This is a genomic window from Streptomyces fulvoviolaceus, from assembly GCF_000718165.1.
GTDB lineage: Bacteria > Actinomycetota > Actinomycetes > Streptomycetales > Streptomycetaceae > Streptomyces > Streptomyces fulvoviolaceus.
The window spans coordinates 149,507-170,034 of sequence record NZ_JOEY01000009.1 but is presented as its reverse complement, the minus strand read 5'-3'; the positions used below and the strand labels follow the sequence as shown (position 1 = coordinate 170,034).

The window sequence follows — 20,528 nt, the reverse complement described above, 5'->3', positions numbered from 1 at the left end:
TTCGGCACCGGTCCCCACGAGGGGAGGGACCGGTGCCGGACGAAGCGAGCCGTCGGCTCTTCTGTACTACGGTTCCGGAAGTGTGCGAGGCCTTGGTGGGGGAGAAGCGTTGAGCGCTCGGATACTGGTCGCCGAAGACGACGAGAAGCAGTCGCGACTGATCAGGATCTATCTGGAGCGCGAGGGAAACGCGGTCCAGGTCGTGGCCGACGGCCGTGCGGCGCTGGAACGGGCCCGGTCGACGAAGCCGGATCTCATCGTGCTCGATGTGATGCTGCCGCTGGTCGACGGACTGGACGTGTGCCGCATCCTGCGCACCGAGTCGGACGTCCCGATCCTGCTGCTCACCGCCCGCACCACCGAGGAGGACATGCTCCTCGGCCTCGACCTCGGTGCCGACGACTACCTCACCAAGCCGTACAGCCCCCGCGAACTGACCGCACGGGTGCGGGCGTTGCTGCGCCGGTCCGGGAAGGCCCGCGACGCGGCCCAGCCCGTGGTGCTGCGGGTCGGCGAGCTGGAGCTGGACACCGCGCGTTTCGAGGTCCGGGTGGCCGGGCGGCCGGTCCCGCTGACCGCGAAGGAGTTCGCCATCCTGGAGACGCTGGCCCGTGAACCGGGCCGCGTCTTCACCCGGGCGCAGATCATCGAGCGCGTCTTCGGCTTCGACCGGGACGTGCTGGAGCGGACCGTCGACGCCCATGTGATGAACATGCGACGGAAGCTGGAGACGGATCCGGGGCGGCCGCATCTCCTGGAGACGGTGTATGGGCGCGGGTACCGGCTCGCGGACGGTTCGGATCCGGCGCGCCCCTGAGACACCCGGTGCGCTAGTGAGCCCTGGGCAGTACGACCGTGAAGGTCGTGCCCACGCCGACCGTGCTGCGTACCTCGATCGTCCCCCGGTGGTCGGTGACGATCTGGCGTGCGATGGACAGCCCCAGGCCGCTGCCGCCGGTCGCCCGGCCCCGGGACGCGTCCGCCCGCCAGAAGCGGTCGAAGAGGTGCGGCAGGTCCTGCGCCGATATCCCCTTGCCGGTGTCCCGTACCTCCACGACGGCCAGCTCGCCCCGCGGGACCAGGGACAGGGCCACGGTGCCGCCCGCCGCGGTGGCCCCCAGCGCGTTGCCGACCAGATTGCCGACGACCTGGCGCAGCCGGTCCGGGTCCGCGGTCACGAACACCGGCCGCGGCGCTTCCAGTTCGAGCGTGATGCCCGCCGTCTCGGCCTGGGCGTGGTGCGCCGTACGGCCGGCCTCCAGAAGCTCACGCAGGTCGATCTCGGCGGGGTGGTAGGTGAGCGCGCCGGCCTCCGCCAGGGCGAGGTCCTGGAGGTCGTCCACGATCCGCTGCTGCAGCAGTGTCTCCTCGTGGAGGGAGGCGAGCAGTTCGGGGGTCGGGTCGACGACCCCGTCCCGCAGCGCCTCCAGATAGCCGCGCAGATTGGCCAGCGGGGTGCGCAGCTCGTGCGCGATGTCACCGGTGAGACGGCGCTGGCGCTCCTCGCCGGCCTGGATGGAGTCGGCCATGCGGTTGAACGCGCCGCCGAGCTGCGCGATCTCGTCCCGGCCGGAGACGGGGACCCGCCGGGCCAGATCACCCTCGCCCAGCTCCTTGGCGGCGAGTGTCATGGCCCGCACCGGATGCAGGACGGCCCTGCTCAGCAGCAGGGCGCCGAGGATGACCGCGAGGGCGACCCCCACCGCGACGGCCACGGTGGGCGCGGTGGCCAGGGCGGGCGGTGACTCGTTGCGGACCCCGAGGCGGATCTCGAGGCGGGGCGGGGCGGCGGAACCGACGCGCTCGTTGAACACCCGCTGCAGACAGGCCGTGATCGGCTGCTCGGACTCGCACGGCCGGAGCGCGTCGAGATCCTGCTGGATCCGCGGGTCCGCTGTTCCTTTCGGCTCCCGGCACTGCGAGGGGCGACGGTCCGTGCTGATCCGGGGCACACCCATGGTGTCCGGCCGGGCCGTCACCTCGGCTCCCGCCCGCGTCAGGCAGGCCGCGTACGCCACGGTGGCGCGGTAGTCGGCGATCGCGGCGGCGGTCTGCTTCAGCGTCAACCGGGGCACCTGGCCCTCGGGGACGCTCAGGACGGGGCGTGCGTCGACCAGCACCGCGGGCTGGCCGCTCAGTGCGCGGGGATCGCGGCCGGCGAGGGCGTCGGAGTCGGCGAGCAGGACGTCGGACTCCGTGGCGACCCGGATGCGCTGGCCGGTGTCCTTCGCGAGCTCGGCCACCGTGGGCGAGAGCCCGTCCCAGGTGCCGTGGGCGAATCCGTACGCACGGAGCTGGCCCGTGATCCGGGAGACCTCCTGCCGGCCGGCCGTGACGGTCTCCTGGACCTGGCGGTTCGCCTGCCGCAGGGTCAGCCAGGCGGTGGCGGCGGTGGCGGCCAGCGCGACCAGCATGAGCAGGCCGAGGACGCGGAGGCGGAAGCTCATCGCGTCCCGTCGGGTCCGGTCGGGGTGCCGGGTCCGCTCACCGTGGCTCCTTCTTTCGGCTCTGTCGGTTCTCTGCTCATGCACCTGGCTCTTTGCTCATACGCCGGACAGCGCCTCCGTCGGCGCGAGCCTGCTCGCCCGGACCGCCGGATACAACCCGGCGATCATGCCGATGACCAGGGTCGAGCCGATACCCGCCGAGCTCGCCCACACCGGGACGACCGTAGGCCAGTCGCGGCCGAGGGCGTACCCCGCCGTGATGAGCGTCCCGAGCACCGTCCCCGCCAGACCGCCGAGGAGCGAGAGCAGCAGTGACTCCGTCACGAACTGCGTACGGATCTGGCCCCGGGTCGCTCCGAGGGCGCGGCGCAGGCCGATCTCCGGACGCCGTTCCAGGACCGAGATGACCATGGTGTTGCCCACGCCCACGCCACCGACGAGCAGGGCGACCCCACCGAGGCCGAGCAGCAGCCCGGTCAGCGCCGACTCGGTGGCCTCGCGGGCCGCGAGTGCGTCGGAGGGCCGTGAGATCCGTACCTCGCCCGGGTTCTCGGGGTAGGCGGTGGCCGGGAGTACCGCGCGTACCGCCGTGACCTCGCTGTCCTGGGCGCGGACGTACACCGTCGACGGATGGCCCTCGAAGCGCAGATAGGTCCGGGCGGCCGACCAGCCGACGAGCGCGGCGCTGTCGAGCTCGGGCGCGAGCGCCACCGGATCGAGGACGCCGATCAGCGAGAACCAGCGACCGCCGAGCCAGAGCCGGGTTCCCGGGGTGTACACGTCGAGCCGCTGGGCGGCCGTGGCCCCGAGGACGACCGCGGGATACCCGTCGGTGGCGGAGTCCAGCCAGCGGCCCTTGCCGACCTGACCACCGACGGCGGGGAGGAGTTCGCGGCCGGCCGCGAGAACGGTCAGTGAGCCGGTGCGGCCGATGGCGATGCGCTCGTTGCGGTACACGTGGGCGGCGACCGCGCCGGTGGCCGCGACCTGCTGGACCGGTGGAATCCGGCGGATCATCGGGACGGCCTCGTACGGCAGTTCGACCTTTCCGCCCTCGAGCGACTCGCCGGGCGCGACCCGCAGCAGGTTCGTCCCGAGGGCGTCGAGCCGCCGGTCCACCTCCGCCTGTCCGGAGCCCGAGATCCCGACCACCGCGATCATGGCGGCGACGCCGATGGCGATACCGAGCGCGGACAGGAAGACCCGCAGCGGCCGGGTCCGCAGTCCGGTCCCACCGAGCCGTACGACATCGGCGGGCCGGAGCCGCGCGGCGCGCAGCGGCCTGGAATGCGTCCCGCGGTCCGTCACCGGTGCGCCCCGATCGTCGTGTTCTGCGCCGTGTCGCCGACCAGCCGGCCGTCGCGCATCTCGATACGGCGGGGGAGCCGGGCGGCGATCTCCCGGTCATGGGTGATGACCACGACCGTCGTACCGCCCGCGTGCAGTTCGCGCAGCAGGTCCAGTACGGCGGCCCCCGACCCGGAGTCGAGGTTTCCGGTCGGTTCGTCCGCCAGCAGAACCGACGGTCCGCCGACCACCGCGCGGGCGACCGCGACCCGCTGCCGCTCGCCGCCGGAGAGCTGGTGCGGCAGATGACGGACGCGGTGGCTGAGCCCGACCCGGGCCAGCGCGGCCGCGGCCCTGGCGCGGCGGAGGCGCAACGGGACGCCCGCGTAGAGCAGGCCGTCCGCCACCGAGTCCAGCACCGGCACACCGACCGCCAGATGGAACTGCTGGAAGACGAAGCCGATCCGGGTGGCCCGCAGTGCGGAGACCTCGCGGTCGGACAGCTTCGCCACGTCGTGGCCGTCGATCAGGACGCGGCCCGTGGAGGGCCGGTCGAGGCTGCCCATGAGATGGAGCACGCTGGACTTGCCGGAGCCCGACGGGCCGACCACGCCGACCAGTTCGCCGCGCCCGATGCGCAGACTCACATCCCGGACCGCGGCCACCGGGCCCGGATACGTCTTGGAGACCGCGTCGAACTCCACGACCGCGGGCGGACCTTCGCTCACTCCGGGATCCTCACCTTCATGCCCTCGCGGACCGCGGAGCCGCTGACCTCCACCTCGCCGTCCGCGAAGAGCCCCGTCCGCACGGCGACGAACCGGCCCTCCGCGGTCTCCAGGCCGTGCCCGCCCTCGGCGAGGGCGACCAGCGCGGCGACCGGAACGGCCAGGGCGTCCTTGACCTCACGGCCCACGTACTCGACGGTGACGGGTCCGCTCTCCAAGCGCCCCACGGACTTCTGGTCCTTGATGGTGACGGTCACCGGCACCGTGGCGGTGTCGCCTTCGGCGCCCCCCTCGGGCGCGGTCGCCTGCTTCCCCACCGACGCCACCTCGCCCTTCACGGTCTTCCCGTCGGGCAGTTGGACACGGACCGCCGTGCCGCGTACGGCCCAGGAGGCGTCCCCGGCCGAGGCGTCGACGACGACCTTCCGGGTCGTACCGGTGTACGTGAGGGTGTTCTCGCCGGCGGCGTCACCGAGCCGGACGCCCGGCTGACCGATCCTCACCGCTCCCGCGGAGTAGAGGACGTCACCGATGCCGACCGTGCCGGTCTCGGGCAGGCCGAGCGACCTCTGCCAGCGCTCTACCGCCTGGGCGGTACTCGCGGTGAAGGTCTCGTCCACCGTGAAGCCGGTGTAGCCGAGGGCGGCGAGGTTGGTCTCGAACTGCAGGACGTCCATGCCGGTGAGCTCGGTCGGCGCCGCGCTCTCACCGTCTTCCCGGGACTCCGTGGCTGTGGTGGCGGTCAGCCCCAGGTCCCGGTACATGGGCAGCCTCCCGTAGAGGAGCACCACAGGGCGGTCGTCGACACGCAACAGCGTGTCGCCACGCTTCGCCGAACTGCCCGGCTCGGGCAGCCAGGTCACCGTGCCGGCCGCCTTGACCGGCAACGGTATCTCCGTGCCGTATCCCAACTGGCCGTCCACCTGGGTGCGTTCGGTCAGCGTCGCGCGGGTGACCGGGACGACCGAGCCGGCCCGGGACGGTGCGCTCGGCCCCTCCTCCCCACCACCGCCGAGCCCGAGAGCACCGACCACGGCGACGGCCGTCACGATGAGGACGGCGGAGGCGATGAGCGCGGTACGCCGCCCTGCTCTGCCACGCGCCGGCTCCGGCAACGTATCTGTTGTGTTGGCCATGATCAGCCCTTGCCGGGGCTCGGAGTCGCCGGAACTCCGATGATCGGCCCACAGATACGGGTGGCCCGCTGCGCGCCGGCCGAGGTCTGGTCCCACTCGCCCTGACCGAGACCGTCGGGCCCCGGGTCGGGGAAGTCGGCGGCGCCGTTCTTCCGCATGCACTCGGCGTACTCGCGCTCCACCTCGATCTGCTCGGCAGAGAGCGGGGGCTGGTTGTCCTTCTCGATGCTCTCGGGGACGGCCGGCAGATCCTTGCCGCACTTCTCCGTGGCGGCCAGGAACTTCGGGTCCTTCTTCAAGGTGCGCAGAATGTCGCCGCTACCGAAGTCGATGTTCCCCTTGGCGTCCGGATCCGGCGCGTCGACCCCGTTCTCCCGCAGGCACTTCACGTACTCCCGCCGGGCCTGCACATACGCGGCCACATCGTCCCCACCACTCGGCGAGGCCGACACACCGGTCCCGCCGTCGACCGTCGGAACGCCCGCCCCGCCACCACCGCTCCCACAACCACCCAACACAAAGACGACAACCGAGGCCGCCACGACTGGCACTATCCGATACGTCCCCATCGGTTCCCCCCGCTCTCCCACCAAACCCGTCCGCGACCACGCCGGGCAGGCCGACCGTAGGCCGGACCCGATGAAGAACCGTTGAAGAACCTGTCAGCCGATCATGCGGCTGCCGGACGGGGGGCGAGGGCAGGGCCGGCAAGGGGGCCGCCGTACCTCGAACGACTTCACTCGGCCCGCTGCTCGGCCTCTCACGTGTCGCTTTCAGCTACCGCAGGTGCAGGTGCAGGCGCAGCGGCTGGGGCGCCGAGATCTACTTCCCTTGGCCCCCTGTTTGGCCCCCGGGCATGACAGAGGGCACATACGGATCTCCGAATGTGCCCTCTGACCAGCGTCGGGGTGGCGGGATTTGAACCCACGACCTCTTCGTCCCGAACGAAGCGCGCTGCCAAGCTGCGCTACACCCCGATCGTCGCTGCTTGTCGCGGCGACGTCGTTTACTTTAGCCCACCGGTGGCTGGAGGCGAAATCCGGTTTTGGCGCGGTGGCGGACCGGGTTCGGGCGGGCGTGGTCGAGGGCGACGAGGAGGATGGCGAGGGCGTAGAAGGAGAGACCGAGGAGGAGGGCGTTGCCGAGGACGCTCTTGTAGCCGAGCTGGTCGACGTCCAGGAACGGGTAGAGATAGCGGTCCGCGGTGCCGGGTGGGATCAGCTCGCCGCGGGTGAAGGAGAAGGTCAGGTAGGCCAGCGGATAGAGCAGCCAGGTCGCGGCCTGGCGCAGGTGCAGGCGGCCGGGGGCGGTGAGCAGGAGCCAGTCCAGGAGTGCGGCCGCGGGGACCGCCGTATGCAGGATCAGGTTGGTGAGGGCGTGCCAGCCGGTCGGTGTCGACGTCTCGTCCGTGATCGCGAACGGGCTTGAGGCGTTCGCCAGGAGCAGGTGGTACACCAGGCCCGTGAGGGTGATGTAGAGGAGGGCCGCGCCGGCCAGGGCCGATGGCAGAGGACGGCGGGCCGACCATGCGCGGCGGGCCGAGACCGCGAGGACCAGGGCCAGCAGGATGTTGCTCTGGATCGAGAAGTAGCTCAGGGTCCGGAGCGGGCTGCCCAGGACCAGTTCGATCGTCACGGCCGCCGACGCCGCGAGGGCGACCAGCAGGCGGTAGACGGCGGCCAGCGGGTGGCGTACGGGAGTCACCACCGCCGTGGCGGGGACGGGGGACGGCAGCAGCGCGGGCATGCGCGGGACGGCGGGGAGGTCCGGGATGTCCCTGGGTATCGGGGCGGTCATGCCCTCACGCTAAGCAGGGCCGACAAAAGGGGCGATACGGGCGGGCCGTGCGGGTTAACCCCGGCCCGCCCGCCCCGGTCACCTCCGAGGCGCCGGCGTCAGCTCCGCGGCACCAGTGTCAGCAGCGTCGCCTCCGGCGGGCACGCGAAGCGCACCGGCGTGTAGCGGTTCGTGCCGCAGCCCGCCGACACGTGCAGATACGACGTACGGCCCTCCGACGTGTGCGTGGACAGGCCCTTCACCCGCTCCGTGTCCAGGTCGCAGTTGGTGACGAAGGCGCCGTAGAAGGGCAGGCACAGCTGGCCGCCGTGGGTGTGGCCGGCCAGGACCAGGGGGTAGTCGTCGGCCGTGAAGGAGTCCAGGACGCGGAGATACGGGGCGTGGACGACCCCCATCGAGAAGTCGGCGACGCCCGACGGGCCGCCGGCCACCTCCGCGTAGCGGTCCCTCTTGATGTGCGGGTCGTCCAGGCCCGTCAGCTCCACGGACACGCCCTCGATCTTCAGCGTGCCCCGCGTGTTCGTCAGGTTCTGCCAGCCCGCCGCGTCGAAGCCGTCGCGCAGGTTCTCCCACGGGTTGTGGATCGCGTGTACGGCGGGGGCGTTGCCGTTCAGGCCGTGGCGACCCTGGGCCTTCTCGATCAAGTAGAGGGCGGGGTTGCGGAGTTTGGGGCCGTAGTAGTCGTTGGAGCCGAAGACGTACGCCCCCGGGAACTCCATGAGGGGGCCGAGTGCGTCCAGGACCTCCGGCACGCCCTCCGGGTCCGACAGGTTGTCGCCCGTGTTGATCACGAAGTCGGGGCGCAGCCCCGCCAGTGAGCGCAGCCAGCGCTGCTTCTTGTGCTGGCCGCCGACCATGTGGATGTCGGAGACCTGGAGCACGCGCAGCGGGCGCATTCCGGAGGGGAGGACGGGGACGGTCACCCGTCGGAGGCGGAAGGAGCGGGCCTCGAAGCCCGCCGCGTACACCAGACCGGCGGCGCCGGCCGCCGCAATCGACAGAGGTACTCCGTATCGCGCGCGCATACGTCCATCGTGTCAGACCCCGCGGGTGCCCCTGAACGTCTGTGCCCCATCGCCCTTTAAATGAAGGGGCGTCCACGCCGAGACACCTGCGACAATCAAACGCATGACCACGCTCAAGTCGAAGCTGCAGGAAGACCTCAACGCCGCGATCAAGGAGCGCGACGAGCTCCGCTCCTCGACGCTCAGGCTGACGCTCACCGCGATCACCAAGGAGGAGGTCGCGGGCAAGACCAAGCGCGAGCTCTCCGACGACGAGGTGCAGAAGGTGATCACCCGCGAGGCGAAGAAGCGCCGCGAGGCGGCCGAGGCCTTCGCGCAGGGTGGTCGTGCCGAGTCGGCCGAGCGGGAGAAGGCGGAGGGCGAGGTGCTCGCCACGTACCTGCCCAAGCAGCTCAGCGACGAGGAGCTGAACGACATCGTCGCCCAGGCCGTCGAGGAGGCGAAGGCGGCCGGTGCCGAGGGGCCGCGGGCCATGGGCGCCGTCATGAAGATCGTGAACCCGAAGGTGGCCGGCCTGGCCGAGGGCGGCCGTGTCGCCGCCGTGGTCAAGCAGCTCCTGGCGGGCTGAGAGGGCGATCAGCAGCCCCGTCCCGCACTTCTCCGCAGGCCGAAAGGTGCCGGGGGTCGCTCTCTCGGCGGCCCCCGGCACAGTTCGTGAAGGAGCCGATCATGGGCGCGGGCATCCTCATCGTGCCGCTGACCGTCTACCTCGTCCTGATGGCGCTGTTGTGCGTCAAGGTGGGTGACAGGACCTCATGGAAGGTGGGCTGGCTCATGGCCGCGGCGGGCGTGTTCCTGCCGATCGGCGTCGCCATCGCCGCCATCGTCCCCTGAGGCCGGCCCGACCTGGTGCAGCAGCACTGAGCCCGACCGGGCGCAGCAGCCGCGACCTCGATCGGGCACAGCAGCCCCGAGGTCAGCCGCGCCCGCCCCCGTTGCTGTTCCCGTTGCTCGTGCCCTGGATGAAGTTCTCCGGGATGGAGAAGGTGGGCGTCGGGAACGTGGTGCCGCCGTCGGTGCCGCCGTTGTTCTGGCCGTCGTCGTCGCCGTCATTGCCGCCGTTGTCACCGTTGTCGCCGTCGTCGTTGCCCTTGTCCTTCTGGCGGTCGGGGATGTTGACGTAGGTGAAGTCGGGGGCGTCCTTGCCTTCCAGCGCGCCGTTCATCATGTCCCGCCAGATCGGGCCGGGGACCTGACCGCCGTACACCTTCTCGTTCCAGACACCACCGATGGTGATGTTCGTCATCTGGCGCTTGTGCGCGGGGTCGCCGACCCAGACGGCGCCGGCCATGTTCGGCGTGTAGCCCACGAACCAGGCCGCGTAACGGAAGTCGGTCGTACCGGTCTTACCGGCGCTGGGGCGGCTGCCGAGGCCCGCCTGCGTGCCCGTACCGTCCTCGACCACGCCCCTCAGGAGCGTGTTGATGGTGTCGGCGGTGGTCTCGGACATCGCCCGCGAGCAGGTCGACTTCGGAACCTCGAGCGACTTCGTCTTCTCGCCGACGCGCTGGGTGATCGACTCGATGGCCACCGGCGTGCAGTACATACCGCGCGAGGCGAAGGTCGCGTACGCGTTCGCCATGGTCAGCGGCGACATCTCCTGGGTGCCGAGGGCGATCGACGGGGCCTGCGCCAGCGCCTTGCCGTTGGCCCGCTCGGCGCCCATCTTCTGCGCCATCTCCGTGACCGGGCAGATGCCGATGTCGCTGATCAGCTGCACGTAGTAGGTGTTGACCGACTTGGCGGTCGCTTCCTTCATCGAGTACGGGCCGACCTCGGACTCGTTCTCGTTGGCGAGCTTGACTCCCTTTTCGTTCCAGGTCTTGCCGTCGCAGGCCGAGACCGGGGTCGGGTAGTCCATCTCGTACGGCGAGGCGTACTCCTTCGTCGCCGGCATCCCGCCCTCGATCGCGGCCGCGGCCACGATCGGCTTGAACGTCGAACCGGGCTGGTAGCCCGCGCCGCCGCCCATGTCCTGGTCGACGGAGAGGTTGATCGTCGTCTCGTTCTTCTTGTTGTTGATGCCGTACGGCCGCGACTGGCCCATCGCCAGGATCTTGCCGGTGCCGGGCTCGACGATGGTGGCGGCGGTGGCCACGTCGTCGCTCTGGTAGACGTGCTCCTTGATGGAGGCCTGGGCCGACTTCTGCGCCTGCGGGTCCAGCGTCGTACGGATCGTCAGGCCGCCCCGGTTCCAGACCTTGGCCCGGGCCTCCTGGGTCTTGCCGAAGACCGGGTTGTTCAGGAAGATCTCGCGGACGTAGTCACAGAAGAAGCCCGCGCCCTTGACCGCCGTGATGCAGCCGTTCTTGGGCTGGCTGACCTTGAGGCCCAGCGGCTGCTTCTTGGCCTTGTCGGCCTCCGCCTGGGAGACGTCGCCGACGTCGGCCATGCGCTGCAGCACGGTGTTACGGCGCTTGGTGGCCTCGGCCTCGTCGTTGACCGGGTCGTACCGGCTGGGCGACTGGACGATGCCGGCGAGCAGCGCGGACTGCTGGAGGTTGAGGTCCTTGGCGGACGTCGAGAAGTAGCGCTGGGCGGCGGCCTCGACGCCGTACGCCTGCTGGCCGAAGAACGTGATGTTCAGGTAGTTCTCGAGGATCTTCTTCTTGCCGAGCTCCTCCTCGACCTGGATCGCGTACTTCAGCTCCGCGATCTTGCGGCCGAGGGTCTGCTGGGTGGCCTGCGCGACCTTCGTCGGGTCGTCGCCGGCCTCCTCGACGAAGACGTTCTTCACGTACTGCTGCGTGAGCGTGGACGCGCCCTGGGAGACCCCGCCGCTCTGCGCGTTCTTGTTGAGCGCGCGCAGGATGCCCTTCAGGTCGACCGCGCCGTGCTGGTAGAAGCGCGAGTCCTCGATCGCGACGATCGCCTTCTGCATGTACGGCGAGATCTCCTTGAGATCGACCACCGTACGGTCGCGCGAGTACACCGTGGCGATCTGCTTGCCCTTGTTGTCGAGGATCGTGGTGCGCTGGCTCAGCGGCGGCGTCTTCAGGTTGGCCGGGAGCTCGTCGAAGCTCTCCACCGACCCCTTGGCCGCAAGGCCCAGCGCACCGGCCGCGGGCAGCGCGATGCCGGCCATCACGGCTCCTGCGAGCACACTGACACCGAGGAACTTCGCGGCCTGCTGTGTTGTCGACAGACCACCACCGGAGCGCTTCTTAGGCATAGGGGCAGCCTACGTTCTCATTCGCCGGACACGCGTATAGGCCTTGGCCTAAGCTGCTCTCAACTGTCACAGCAGTAGGGCCACGTATCAATACGTCCGGCGACCCCGAATCGTTCCGGAGGTTCCCCAACTTTTTTGGTGGGGGCGTGTCCGAATCGGCCTTGTGTGTCATCAGGTGCCCGTTGTGACGCAACACAATTGTCCCGTTCTGTCGGGATAGTCACGTATGCCGTCAGCTCACTCCCCCGGGTGATCTGCCGCTTACGCATAGTCCGTTCGGGCCATTCAAGATTGGGCCCGAAGGGGGTGTTGCGCTGTGCCCACCTTCCGTAACGTCCTCAACTGGCGGCGGTGAATATGCCGCTGCCGCCGTGGGGGAGCCTCGATTCGGGAGAGGACGGCGCCGGTATGGGCTGGGTAACCGACTGGAGTGCGCAGGCGGCCTGCCGCACTACCGATCCGGATGAACTGTTCGTTCAAGGAGCAGCGCAGAACCGGGCGAAGGCAGTGTGCACCGGATGTCCGGTGCGCACGGAGTGCCTCGCCGATGCGCTCGACAACCGCGTCGAGTTCGGCGTGTGGGGAGGCATGACGGAACGGGAGCGTCGCGCACTGCTGCGCAGGCGTCCCACTGTCACCTCGTGGCGCCGGCTGCTTGAGACCGCGCGTACGGAATACGAGCGAGGGGTCGGCATCCTGCCCCTCGACGACGACGAGGTGTACGAGAACTACGCGGCGGTGGGCTGAGGGCAACGCCCCTCGGTTCACTCCCCGGCAGCCTCGGGCAGCTCAGGCCGCCCGGCCGCGAGCCGGTTTCCGATGTCCCGCAGCCCTGCGAGATCGTGTACATCGCCGGGCAGCGCGGCCACTTCGGCCACCGCCACCTCGGGGTGGAGCGCGGTGAAGCGGTCACGCGTGCGCTGCTCGCGGGAGAGCAGCTGCATGCGCTCGGCATGCAGCCTCAAGAGGTCTGCGGTGAGTTGGTCGACGGACCGCTCCTTCTCCGTGTTCTCCGCGACGGCGGGGGAGCCTTCGTCAGGAGCCGGTGTTTCGGAAGCGGGAGATTCTGAACTGCCGTACGTGTCGGGAGAGTTACGAAGTCCAGCTTTCCCGCCCTCCTGATCCACAATGCGGGGCTCTTCAAGATTTTCTGCGGCGGCGAGCGCACGCTCGGCCGACAGCCGGTCGGCGCCGCTGCCGTGGACCCGGTTGAGCACCAGACCGGCCAGCGGCATGTCCTCCGCGGCCAGCCGCTCCACGAAGTACGCGGCCTCGCGCAGCGCGTCCCGCTCCGGCGCCGCGACCACCAGGAACGCCGTCCCGGGCGCCTGCAGCAGCTTGTACGTCGCGTCCGCGCGCGTACGGAACCCGCCGAAGGTCGTGTCCATCGCGGCCACGAAGGTCTGGACGTCCTTCAGCAACTGCCCTCCGAGCAGCTTGCCGAGGGTGCCGGTCATCATCGACATCCCGACGTTCAGGAACTTCATCCCCGCGCGACCGCCCAGCTTGGCCGGGGCGGTGAGCAGCCGGATCAGCCGGCCGTCGAGGAACGACCCGAGCCGCTTGGGCGCGTCCAGGAAGTCGAGCGCCGAGCGGGACGGCGGAGTGTCGACCACGATCAGGTCCCACTCGTCCCGGGCCCGCAGCTGCCCCAGCTTCTCCATCGCCATGTACTCCTGCGTGCCCGCGAAGCCCGCCGAAAGCGACTGGTAGAAGGGGTTGTTCAGGATCGCGGCCGCCCGCTCGGCATCCGCGTGCGCCTCGACGATCTCGTCGAAGGTGCGCTTCATGTCGAGCATCATGGCGTCCAACTGGCCCTCGCCGTCGACGTCCTTGACCCGGCGAGGGGTGTTGTCGAGCGAGTCGATGCCCATGGACTGGGCGAGCCGGCGGGCCGGGTCGATGGTGAGGACGACGACCTTGCGGCCCCGCTCGGCGGCCCGCAGCCCGAGAGCGGCCGCGGTGGTGGTCTTGCCGACCCCGCCCGAGCCGCAGCACACGACGATGCGGGTCTTCGGGTCGTCGATCAGGGGATCGAGAGCGAGCACGCGCGCGGGGGAGAGGCGATGGTGGGTGTGCGCCGGGTCCGGACTCATTTCATCCCCTGTTCCCGAAGCTCGGTGGCCAGTTCGTACAGTCCCGCCAGGTCCATGCCCTCGGCGAGCAGCGGCAGTTCGTGCAGCGGCAGGCCCAGTTCGCCGAGGGCCGCCCGCTGTTCGTGCTCCAGCTCGTACCGCTCGGCGTACTCCTCGGCCTGCCGCAGCAGCGGGGCCACCAGCTTCTCGGCGTTCCCGCCGCGGCGCGCCCCGCCGAGCCCGGCCGCGGACAGTGACTTCGCTACGGCAGAACGCGGCGCGTCGCGTACGAGTTCCAGATCTGCCCGGTCCAACACCTCGGGGCGCACCATGTTCACGATGATCCGCCCCACCGGCAGCCGCGCCGCCTGCAGCTCGGCGATCCCGTCCGCGGTCTCCTGGACGGGCATCTCCTCGAGCAGCGTCACCAGGTGCACGGCCGTCTCCGGCGACTTCAGCACCCGCATCACGGCCTGCGCCTGATTGTGTATCGGGCCGATCTTGGCGAGGCCGGCGACCTCGTCGTTGACGTTGAGGAAGCGGGTGATGCGCCCGGTCGGGGGCGCGTCCATGACGACGTAGTCGTAGGCGAACCGCCCGCTCTTCTCCTTGCGCCGCACCGCCTCGCACGCCTTGCCGGTGAGGAGCACGTCTCTGAGCCCGGGCGCGATGGTGGTGGCGAAGTCGATCGCGCCGAGCTTCTTCAGGGCCCGTCCGGCGCCTCCCAGCTTGTAGAACATCTGGAGGTAGTCCAGAAGGGCCAGTTCGGGGTCGATGGCGAGGGCGTACACCTCCCCGCCCCCCGGAGCGACGGCGATCTTCCGCTCCTCGTAGGGCAGCGCTTCCGTTTCGAAGAGCTGCGCGATGCCCTGCCGGCCCTCGACCTCGACGAGAAGCGTCCGCTTCCCCTCGGTGGCGAGAGCCAGCGCGAGGGCGGCGGCGACCGTGGTCTTTCCGGTCCCACCCTTGCCGCTGACGACCTGGAGCCTGCTCACGTATTCGAGCGTAACCAGTCGGCGCGCGGACTAAGCAGCAGGCTGTGGATAACGCGGGCAGTGCCTGTGGGTGAGCAGCGGCTAAAGTCGGCCGCATGACCAAGTGGGAATACTCGACTGTGCCGCTGCTCGTCCACGCCACGAAGCAGATTCTGGACACCTGGGGCGAAGATGGCTGGGAGCTCGTCCAGGTCGTGCCCGGGCCGAACAACCCCGAGCAGCTCGTGGCCTACCTGAAGCGGGAGAAGGCGTGAGTGCGGTCGAGGCGCGCCTGGCCGAACTGGGCCTGACCTTGCCGGCGGTCGTCCCGCCGCTCGCCGCGTACCAGCCGGCCGTGCAGTCCGGTGTGTACGTGTACACCTCCGGCCAGCTCCCCATGGTGGACGGCAAGCTTCCGGTCACCGGCAAGGTGGGCGGGGAGGTCACCCCGGAGGAGGCCAAGGAACTGGCCCGCACCTGCGCGCTGAACGCCCTCGCGGCGGTCAAGTCGGTCGCGGGTGACCTCGACCGCATCGCGCGCGTGGTGAAGGTCGTGGGCTTCGTGGCGTCCGCCTCGGACTTCACGGGCCAGCCTGCCGTGATCAACGGCGCGAGCGAACTCCTCGGCGAGGTCCTCGGCGACAAGGGCGTGCACGCCCGCAGTGCGGTGGGCGTGGCGGTCCTGCCGCTGGACGCGCCGGTCGAGGTCGAGGTGCAGGTGGAACTGGCCGAGGTGTGATGCCTGCGGCGGCCTGTGCGGGTGTGGTGGGGGTGTGTGTAGCGCGTTCGGTTGTGTGGTGGGTCGGGGCCGTGCCGGGGGGTGTCCGTCCTCGGTCGGGCGGTGCTGTTTCTCCAACTGTGCTCGGTGTCGGACGCCCACCGCTGCGGGCGGACACCCGCCGGCACGTCCCCTTGCCGCCGTACGCGGCTGACGACGCCCACGCCCGCGCCGGGTTGCTCAGCGTCGGCGGCTGACGCCGAGGCCTGTGCGGGGTTGCTCGCCGTGCGCAGTTGATGCTCATGCCCGTGTCGGGTTGCTTGCCGTACGCGGGTGGCGCCCTGGCCCCTGCCGGGTTGCTCGCCGTATGCGGCTGATGCCCCCGCCCGTGCGGGGTTGCTCGCCGTCGGCGGCCGCGGCAACGCCCCTCAGGGGCGCGGGGAACTGCGCGACCAGCCACGACGGTGCCGCAGGCGCCCTACGACCTCATGTGGCACCCCCAGCGGCGCCACTCTCGAACATCCGCGCTCCAAGAGTTAGCCTCCGCCCATGGCAAACGGGCAGTGGTACCCAGCGGAGTGGCCGGACCGTATCCGCGCCCTTGCGGACGGCACGCTCACGCCGGCGGTCCCCAGGCGCGCGGCGACCGTGATGCTGTTGAAGGACACGGCGGCCGGCACTGTCGTGCACATGCTGCGCAGACGCGCCTCCATGGCCTTCGCCGGAGGCGCGTACGCGTACCCGGGCGGTGGCGTGGACCCCCGCGACGACGAGCACCACATCCGCTGGGCGGGCCCCACGCGCGCGTGGTGGGCCGAGCGGCTCGGCGTCGACGAGACAGGGGCCCAGGCGATCGTCTGCGCGGCCGTACGGGAGACGTACGAGGAGGCAGGCGTCCTTCTCGCCGGCCCGGCCCCCGACTCCGTGGTCGGCGACACGACGGGCGAGGAGTGGGAGGCCGACCGCGCCGCCCTGGTCGCCCGGGACGTCTCCTTCGCCGAGTTCCTGGACCGCCGTGGCCTGGTCCTGCGTTCGGACCTCCTCGGCGCCTGGACCCGCTGGATCACCCCCGAGTTCGAACCCCGCCGCTACGACACCTTCTTCTTCGTCGCCGCCCTCCCTCAGGGCCAGCGCACCCGCAACGCCTCCACGGAGGCCGATCGCACGGTGTGGATCCGGCCGCAGGAGGCGGGGGACGGCTATGACAAGGGCGAGTTGCTGATGATGCCGCCCACCATCGCGACCCTGCGCCAGCTGGCCCCGTACGCCACCGCGGCCGACGCCCTCGCCGCCGCGCCCGCGCGGGACCTGACCCCGGTCCTGGCCAAGGCCCGCCTGGAGGACGACGAGATCGTCCTGTCCTGGCCGGGGCACGACGAGTTCACCAAGCACATCCCGACCGGTGGAGCCTCCGCATGACCGACGCAGCAGCCCTTCCCGGCCAGCCGAGGGGCGGCGTGCTCTCGGGCCCCGCCACCCCGCGGGCCGTCAACGTCCTCGCGCCCAACGCCTCCGCGATGACCCTGGACGGGACGAACACCTGGATCCTGTCGGAGCCGGACTCCGAACTGGCCGTCGTGGTCGACCCGGGTCCGCTGGACGAGGGCCACCTGCGTCACGTCGTCGACACCGCCGAGAGGGCCGGCAAGCGCATCGCCCTCACCCTGCTCACCCACGGCCACCCGGACCACGCGGAGGGCGCCGTCCGCTTCGCCGGGCTGACCGGCACGAAGGTGCGGGCGCTGGACCCGGCGCTGCGGCTGGGGGAGGAGGGGCTGGGCGCCGGGGACGTCGTGAGCGTCGGCGGACTGGAGCTGAGGGTCGTACCGACGCCCGGGCACACCGCGGACTCCCTGTGCTTCCATCTCCCGGCCGATCAGGCGGTCCTGACCGGTGACACCATCCTGGGGCGCGGTACGACGGTCGTGGCCCATCCCGACGGCCGTCTCGGCGACTACCTGGACTCGCTGCGGCGGCTCAGATCCCTCACGGTCGACGACGGCGTGCACACCGTTCTCCCGGGCCACGGGCCCGTCCTGGAGGACGCCCAAGGCGTCGTCGAGTTCTACCTCGCCCACCGCGCCCACCGGCTCGCCCAGGTCGAGACGGCCGTGGAAAACGGGTATCGGGCGCCTTCCGAGGTCGTCGCCCATGTGTACGCGGACGTGGACCGCTCCCTGTGGCCGGCTGCGGAGCTGTCGGTACGGGCGCAGCTGGAGTACCTGGAGGAGCACGGCCTGATCTAGTCGGGCCTCGGGGCCTTCACGCCGTGCACGCGCGCGTACTCCTCCGCGAGCCACGGACCGAGGTCGTCGACGTAGGACCGCAGGACGGCCGGGTCACCGCTCGGCTCGTGACCCAGGACGGCCGCGGCACGCATCTGCTCGGCGCGCTCCGGGTAGTACGCGCCGAAGACCTCGGCCATCTCCCCGAGGTCGCTCGTCCAGCCGTTCCAGCGGGGCATGACGAGGGTGAAGCCGGTGCGGACGAGGTGGCGGGACATGAAGCGGACGAGGGGGCGGCGGGCGTCATCCGTGTCCTCCACCCCGGCGATGCGCTGCCGCCAGCGGGGCAGCAGCAGTGCGAGATCCCCGTTGGTCTCGCGGGCGACGAGCGAGTCGGGTCGGTAGCGGGGCAGGTATTCGGCCAGGTCCTCGCCCAGCAGCGGTGTGCACAGACACGCGACGAACCAGCCCAGGTCGTACCGCTCCAGGTCGCTCAGCAGCCGCGCCCTGCCGAACAGCAGCGTCCCGGCCCCGTCGATCTCCGGGAACTCCTTGTCCAGCGCCTCGCCGAGCGCCCGCACGGTGTCCCGGTCCGCGTCCGTCGGCTCCTCGCGCAGGGCGACCAGCAGGTCGAGGTCGCTGCGCCCCACACGCGCGGTGCCGCGCGGAATCGACCCGTAGAGGTACGCGCTGTGCAGCCGCGCCCCGAACAGATCGAGCAGCCGGTCGCGCGCGACGGCGACGACGGGGCGGAAGGCGTGCGGCACGCGCGCGAGGGCCCCCTCGCGCTCGATGTATCCCTGGGTGTCGAGACCCGTGCGCAGAACGGTTTCGGCCATGGGTTCACTGTGCCCCGAGGCGAGTGCCGGAGCAGGGGATTTACGGCACCGCCGAACGGGGTCATCTCCAGCGGAACACGCGGAGGCGACCCGTGTCGTCGACGGCATCACAGCTCAAGGCGATCACATCGCCCCGCGCGGCCGCCCGTGAATGGAATCCGTGGCCGCGCAGCCGGCGACGGGTCACGACCCGGCCGTCGGCGGGATCGAGCACGCTGAGGCGGTCGCCGTAGCGGTGCAGGACCAGCAGCCAGCCGCGGTGGGCCAGGACGGTGGCGTACGAGGACCCCTTGCCCCGCCACTCCCACAGCAGCCGGCCCGAGGAGAGGGAGAACGCCCCGATCTTGGTGCCCTTGTCGTATTCGTCCTCCTTGGTGGGCGCCAGCCTCACCGCGAGGACGTTTCCAGCCACCGCGAGCCGCTCCCCGAACCGTTCGTACCCCTTCGGCAGCGCGATGTTCACGCCTTCAGCCCCGCCCTCGCCCACGACGAGCAGCCGGGGCCTGCTCCGCGCGCCACGCCCCTCCAACCGCGCCACGAGGCTCTGCAAGCAGGGCGGACGCCTTCTCGATCCGAGGGTTCGTGAGCGGATGCTCCCACTCGATCTCGCCGGTACGCGGGTCGAGGGCGCGCAGGGTCCTGCGGCCGTCCCAGTGGTGGTCCTCGGTGGCGATACGGCCTCCGCCGAGGGCCGTGCCGCTCGGGTGCGTGCCGATGTACCCGAGCCGTTCCTTGTCCTGCTCCCGGCTCCAGGCGACCGTGCCCGAGCCGAGGTCCAGGGCGGTGAGGCCGACGTGCTTCGGGTCCCGGGCGCCGTCGTCGTAGTGCAGGACCACTCCCAGGCCGTCCCGCACGTCGGCGGAGGCCAGCACGACCACCTCCTCGCCGGGCGGCCGCCACGTCCACAGCGGCACGCCCGTGGTGACGCGGAAGGCCTGCACCCGGTCGAGACGGACGACCACGACGGCGTCGTCCGTCACCCACAGCCCCAGCGGTCTGTCACCCCGCTCGCCCTTCACATACGGCGATCTCCACAGCCGCCGCGGCGAGCGCCGCCACCACGAGCGCCGCCAGACCGACTCCGGCGCCTTGTCCTCGTACATCCCCACCCCTGGACATGAGAAGAACCCTGCTGCGGGTACGCGAAGGGCCCTGCCGCGCGGCAGGGCCCTTCGTACGACGTGACGCGCCTAGCGGGAGCGCTTCGCGAGCCGCTCCACGTCCAGCAGGATCACGGCCCGCGCCTCCAGGCGGAGCCAGCCGCGCTGGGCGAAGTCGGCGAGGGCCTTGTTGACCGTCTCGCGGGATGCGCCGACCAGCTGGGCCAGCTCCTCCTGCGTCAGGTCGTGGACGACGTGGATGCCCTCCTCGGACTGCACGCCGAAGCGGCGCGAGAGGTCGAGGAGCGCACGGGCCACGCGGCCGGGGACGTCCGAGAAGACCAGGTCGGACATCTGGTCGTTGGTCTTGCGCAGGCGCCGGGCGACGGCGCGCAGCAGGGCGCCGGCGACCTCGGGGCGCACGTTCAGCCAGGGCTGCAGGTCGCCGTGGCCGAGGCCGAGCAGCTTGACCTCGGTCAGCGCGGTGGCCGTGGCCGTGCGCGGGCCCGGGTCGAACAGCGACAGCTCGCCGATGAGTTCACCGGGGCCGACGACGGCCAGCATGTTCTCGCGGCCGTCGGGCGACGTGCGGTGAAGCTTGACCTTGCCCTCGGTGACGACATAGAGCCGGTCGCCGGGGTCGCCCTCGTGGAACAGCGAGTCACCGCGTGCGAGGGTCACCTCACTCATAGAGGCGCGCAGCTCCGCGGACTGCTCGTCGTCGAGCGTCGCGAAGAGCGGATTGCGCCGCAGAACGTCGTCCACGAGTTCTCTCCTTGTCGACCTGCTCAGGGGATCTTGCTCCCCCGCTTACCAGGGGTCCGTGTTCCCCATTTTGCCGGACGGTCCAAACAGTGTGATCTGTCACAAGGATGCCGCACACGTGTCCCGAGGTAAGCGGCAGGGGTCCAATTGGGGGCCGGTCTTCGGGGTCCGGGGCGGATGTCGGTGCCGGGCTCTAGGCTGGCCGGGTGTCCAAATCGCCGGTGAGAGCACAGGCCAAGG

At 70.8% G+C, this 20,528-nt stretch carries 22 protein-coding genes and 1 tRNA gene; 8 read left to right on the top strand and 15 right to left on the bottom strand.

The genetic code is table 11. The annotated features are described in order from the left end of the window. Nucleotides 1-109: 109 nt before the first annotated feature. Nucleotides 110-817, top strand: coding sequence for a response regulator transcription factor (locus IG08_RS0111885; protein WP_030599869.1), 708 nt, complete (start codon nucleotides 110-112; stop codon nucleotides 815-817). A 13-nt stretch (nucleotides 818-830) separates the two neighbouring features. Here the strand turns inward: IG08_RS0111885 and IG08_RS0111880 are convergent, their stop codons facing one another. The 8 genes from IG08_RS0111880 to IG08_RS0111845 all read right to left on the bottom strand — a co-directional run bounded on the left by IG08_RS0111880 (nucleotide 831) and on the right by IG08_RS0111845 (nucleotide 8,420). Beyond that, the gene (locus IG08_RS0111880; protein WP_030599867.1) at nucleotides 831-2,447 is read right to left on the bottom strand and encodes a sensor histidine kinase; all 1,617 of its coding nucleotides are present in this window, start codon (nucleotides 2,445-2,447) and stop codon (nucleotides 831-833) included. Between the two features lie 96 nt (nucleotides 2,448-2,543). After that, complete coding sequence (locus IG08_RS0111875; protein ID WP_030599865.1) at nucleotides 2,544-3,755, bottom strand: ABC transporter permease; 1,212 nt, start codon at nucleotides 3,753-3,755, stop codon at nucleotides 2,544-2,546. Continuing rightward, nucleotides 3,752-4,462: an ABC transporter ATP-binding protein gene (locus tag IG08_RS0111870; protein WP_030599862.1), complete on the bottom strand. Its 711-nt coding sequence runs from the start codon at nucleotides 4,460-4,462 to the stop codon at nucleotides 3,752-3,754. Before IG08_RS0111870 ends, IG08_RS0111875 begins: the two co-directional genes overlap by 4 nt. Continuing rightward, nucleotides 4,459-5,598, bottom strand: coding sequence for a peptidoglycan-binding protein (locus IG08_RS0111865; RefSeq protein WP_052424624.1), 1,140 nt, complete (start codon nucleotides 5,596-5,598; stop codon nucleotides 4,459-4,461). Before IG08_RS0111865 ends, IG08_RS0111870 begins: the two co-directional genes overlap by 4 nt. A gap of 2 nt (nucleotides 5,599-5,600) precedes the next feature. Then, nucleotides 5,601-6,020, bottom strand: coding sequence for a hypothetical protein (locus tag IG08_RS0111860; RefSeq protein ID WP_234342853.1), 420 nt, complete (start codon nucleotides 6,018-6,020; stop codon nucleotides 5,601-5,603). Between the two features lie 481 nt (nucleotides 6,021-6,501). Beyond that, nucleotides 6,502-6,575: transfer RNA gene (locus IG08_RS0111855), tRNA-Pro, on the bottom strand. A 34-nt stretch (nucleotides 6,576-6,609) separates the two neighbouring features. Next, entirely contained in the window at nucleotides 6,610-7,395 is a 786-nt protein-coding gene (locus IG08_RS0111850; RefSeq protein WP_030599856.1) for a Pr6Pr family membrane protein, read from the bottom strand. A 98-nt stretch (nucleotides 7,396-7,493) separates the two neighbouring features. Continuing rightward, entirely contained in the window at nucleotides 7,494-8,420 is a 927-nt protein-coding gene (locus IG08_RS0111845) for a metallophosphoesterase (protein WP_030599852.1), read from the bottom strand. A 103-nt stretch (nucleotides 8,421-8,523) separates the two neighbouring features. Here IG08_RS0111845 and IG08_RS0111840 point away from each other — a divergent pair, with 103 nt between their 5' ends. Next, a complete protein-coding gene (locus IG08_RS0111840) occupies nucleotides 8,524-8,988 on the top strand; it encodes a GatB/YqeY domain-containing protein (protein WP_030599851.1) in 465 nt (154 codons plus the stop codon). 101 nt (nucleotides 8,989-9,089) lie between these two features. After that, complete coding sequence (locus tag IG08_RS60055) at nucleotides 9,090-9,254, top strand: hypothetical protein (protein ID WP_158812214.1); 165 nt, start codon at nucleotides 9,090-9,092, stop codon at nucleotides 9,252-9,254. A gap of 82 nt (nucleotides 9,255-9,336) precedes the next feature. On the opposite strand, the gene IG08_RS0111830 is transcribed toward IG08_RS60055, so the two are convergent. Beyond that, complete coding sequence (locus IG08_RS0111830) at nucleotides 9,337-11,592, bottom strand: transglycosylase domain-containing protein (protein ID WP_030599849.1); 2,256 nt, start codon at nucleotides 11,590-11,592, stop codon at nucleotides 9,337-9,339. Between the two features lie 408 nt (nucleotides 11,593-12,000). On the opposite strand from IG08_RS0111830, the gene wblA reads away from it, so the two are divergent. Further along, nucleotides 12,001-12,339, top strand: coding sequence for a transcriptional regulator WblA (gene wblA / locus IG08_RS0111825; RefSeq protein WP_063757766.1), 339 nt, complete (start codon nucleotides 12,001-12,003; stop codon nucleotides 12,337-12,339). Between the two features lie 17 nt (nucleotides 12,340-12,356). Here wblA and bagB read toward each other — a convergent pair whose 3' ends face one another. Both bagB and bagA read right to left on the bottom strand, forming a co-directional pair. Further along, nucleotides 12,357-13,688, bottom strand: coding sequence for an ATPase BagB (bagB, locus tag IG08_RS0111820; RefSeq protein ID WP_030599844.1), 1,332 nt, complete (start codon nucleotides 13,686-13,688; stop codon nucleotides 12,357-12,359). Beyond that, entirely contained in the window at nucleotides 13,685-14,662 is a 978-nt protein-coding gene (bagA, locus tag IG08_RS0111815; protein WP_030599842.1) for an ATPase BagA, read from the bottom strand. Before bagA ends, bagB begins: the two co-directional genes overlap by 4 nt. A gap of 95 nt (nucleotides 14,663-14,757) precedes the next feature. Between bagA and IG08_RS58955 the strand changes: the two genes are divergently transcribed. From IG08_RS58955 to IG08_RS0111795, 4 genes are all read left to right on the top strand, one after another. Continuing rightward, on the top strand, nucleotides 14,758-14,916 hold the full coding sequence (locus tag IG08_RS58955) for a Sp36 family protein (RefSeq protein WP_019063748.1): 159 nt from the start codon (nucleotides 14,758-14,760) through the stop codon (nucleotides 14,914-14,916). Further along, nucleotides 14,913-15,380: a RidA family protein gene (locus IG08_RS0111805; RefSeq protein WP_030599840.1), complete on the top strand. Its 468-nt coding sequence runs from the start codon at nucleotides 14,913-14,915 to the stop codon at nucleotides 15,378-15,380. The genes IG08_RS58955 and IG08_RS0111805 overlap by 4 nt, the downstream gene beginning before the upstream one ends. 528 nt (nucleotides 15,381-15,908) lie before the next feature. After that, entirely contained in the window at nucleotides 15,909-16,778 is an 870-nt protein-coding gene (locus tag IG08_RS0111800) for an NUDIX hydrolase (RefSeq protein ID WP_030599838.1), read from the top strand. After that, nucleotides 16,775-17,605 carry an MBL fold metallo-hydrolase gene (locus IG08_RS0111795; RefSeq protein ID WP_030599836.1) on the top strand — a complete coding sequence of 277 codons (831 nt, stop codon included), beginning with the start codon at nucleotides 16,775-16,777 and terminating at the stop codon, nucleotides 17,603-17,605. Before IG08_RS0111800 ends, IG08_RS0111795 begins: the two co-directional genes overlap by 4 nt. Here the strand turns inward: IG08_RS0111795 and IG08_RS0111790 are convergent. The 4 genes from IG08_RS0111790 to IG08_RS0111775 all read right to left on the bottom strand — a co-directional run bounded on the left by IG08_RS0111790 (nucleotide 17,602) and on the right by IG08_RS0111775 (nucleotide 20,288). Beyond that, the gene (locus IG08_RS0111790; protein ID WP_030599834.1) at nucleotides 17,602-18,423 is read right to left on the bottom strand and encodes a nucleotidyltransferase domain-containing protein; all 822 of its coding nucleotides are present in this window, start codon (nucleotides 18,421-18,423) and stop codon (nucleotides 17,602-17,604) included. The two genes, IG08_RS0111795 and IG08_RS0111790, sit on opposite strands and share 4 nt — an antisense overlap. Before the next feature lie 61 nt (nucleotides 18,424-18,484). Then, the gene (locus IG08_RS0111785) at nucleotides 18,485-18,886 is read right to left on the bottom strand and encodes a PQQ-binding-like beta-propeller repeat protein (protein ID WP_158812213.1); all 402 of its coding nucleotides are present in this window, start codon (nucleotides 18,884-18,886) and stop codon (nucleotides 18,485-18,487) included. 4 nt (nucleotides 18,887-18,890) lie between these two features. Then, nucleotides 18,891-19,526: an outer membrane protein assembly factor BamB family protein gene (locus IG08_RS0111780; RefSeq protein ID WP_078655555.1), complete on the bottom strand. Its 636-nt coding sequence runs from the start codon at nucleotides 19,524-19,526 to the stop codon at nucleotides 18,891-18,893. 87 nt (nucleotides 19,527-19,613) lie between these two features. Further along, nucleotides 19,614-20,288, bottom strand: a complete 675-nt coding sequence (locus tag IG08_RS0111775; protein ID WP_030599827.1) for a Crp/Fnr family transcriptional regulator — start codon at nucleotides 20,286-20,288, stop codon at nucleotides 19,614-19,616. Nucleotides 20,289-20,528 lie beyond the last annotated feature (240 nt).

What these genes read in the sequence shown, in the direction of transcription:
- IG08_RS0111880 (WP_030599867.1), bottom strand. Translation starts at nt 2,447, where the DNA reads ATGAGCTTCCGCCTCCGCGTCCTCGGCCTGCTCATGCTGGTCGCGCTG.
- IG08_RS0111865 (WP_052424624.1), bottom strand. Translation starts at nt 5,598, where the DNA reads ATGGCCAACACAACAGATACGTTGCCGGAGCCGGCGCGTGGCAGAGCA.
- IG08_RS0111850 (WP_030599856.1), bottom strand. Translation starts at nt 7,395, where the DNA reads ATGACCGCCCCGATACCCAGGGACATCCCGGACCTCCCCGCCGTCCCG.
- IG08_RS0111845 (WP_030599852.1), bottom strand. Translation starts at nt 8,420, where the DNA reads ATGCGCGCGCGATACGGAGTACCTCTGTCGATTGCGGCGGCCGGCGCC.
- IG08_RS0111840 (WP_030599851.1), top strand. Translation starts at nt 8,524, where the DNA reads ATGACCACGCTCAAGTCGAAGCTGCAGGAAGACCTCAACGCCGCGATC.
- IG08_RS60055 (WP_158812214.1), top strand. Translation starts at nt 9,090, where the DNA reads ATGGGCGCGGGCATCCTCATCGTGCCGCTGACCGTCTACCTCGTCCTG.
- IG08_RS0111830 (WP_030599849.1), bottom strand. Translation starts at nt 11,592, where the DNA reads ATGCCTAAGAAGCGCTCCGGTGGTGGTCTGTCGACAACACAGCAGGCC.
- wblA (WP_063757766.1), top strand. Translation starts at nt 12,001, where the DNA reads ATGGGCTGGGTAACCGACTGGAGTGCGCAGGCGGCCTGCCGCACTACC.
- bagB (WP_030599844.1), bottom strand. Translation starts at nt 13,688, where the DNA reads ATGAGTCCGGACCCGGCGCACACCCACCATCGCCTCTCCCCCGCGCGC.
- IG08_RS58955 (WP_019063748.1), top strand. Translation starts at nt 14,758, where the DNA reads ATGACCAAGTGGGAATACTCGACTGTGCCGCTGCTCGTCCACGCCACG.
- IG08_RS0111800 (WP_030599838.1), top strand. Translation starts at nt 15,909, where the DNA reads ATGGCAAACGGGCAGTGGTACCCAGCGGAGTGGCCGGACCGTATCCGC.
- IG08_RS0111795 (WP_030599836.1), top strand. Translation starts at nt 16,775, where the DNA reads ATGACCGACGCAGCAGCCCTTCCCGGCCAGCCGAGGGGCGGCGTGCTC.
- IG08_RS0111790 (WP_030599834.1), bottom strand. Translation starts at nt 18,423, where the DNA reads ATGGCCGAAACCGTTCTGCGCACGGGTCTCGACACCCAGGGATACATC.
- IG08_RS0111780 (WP_078655555.1), bottom strand. Translation starts at nt 19,526, where the DNA reads ATGTACGAGGACAAGGCGCCGGAGTCGGTCTGGCGGCGCTCGTGGTGG.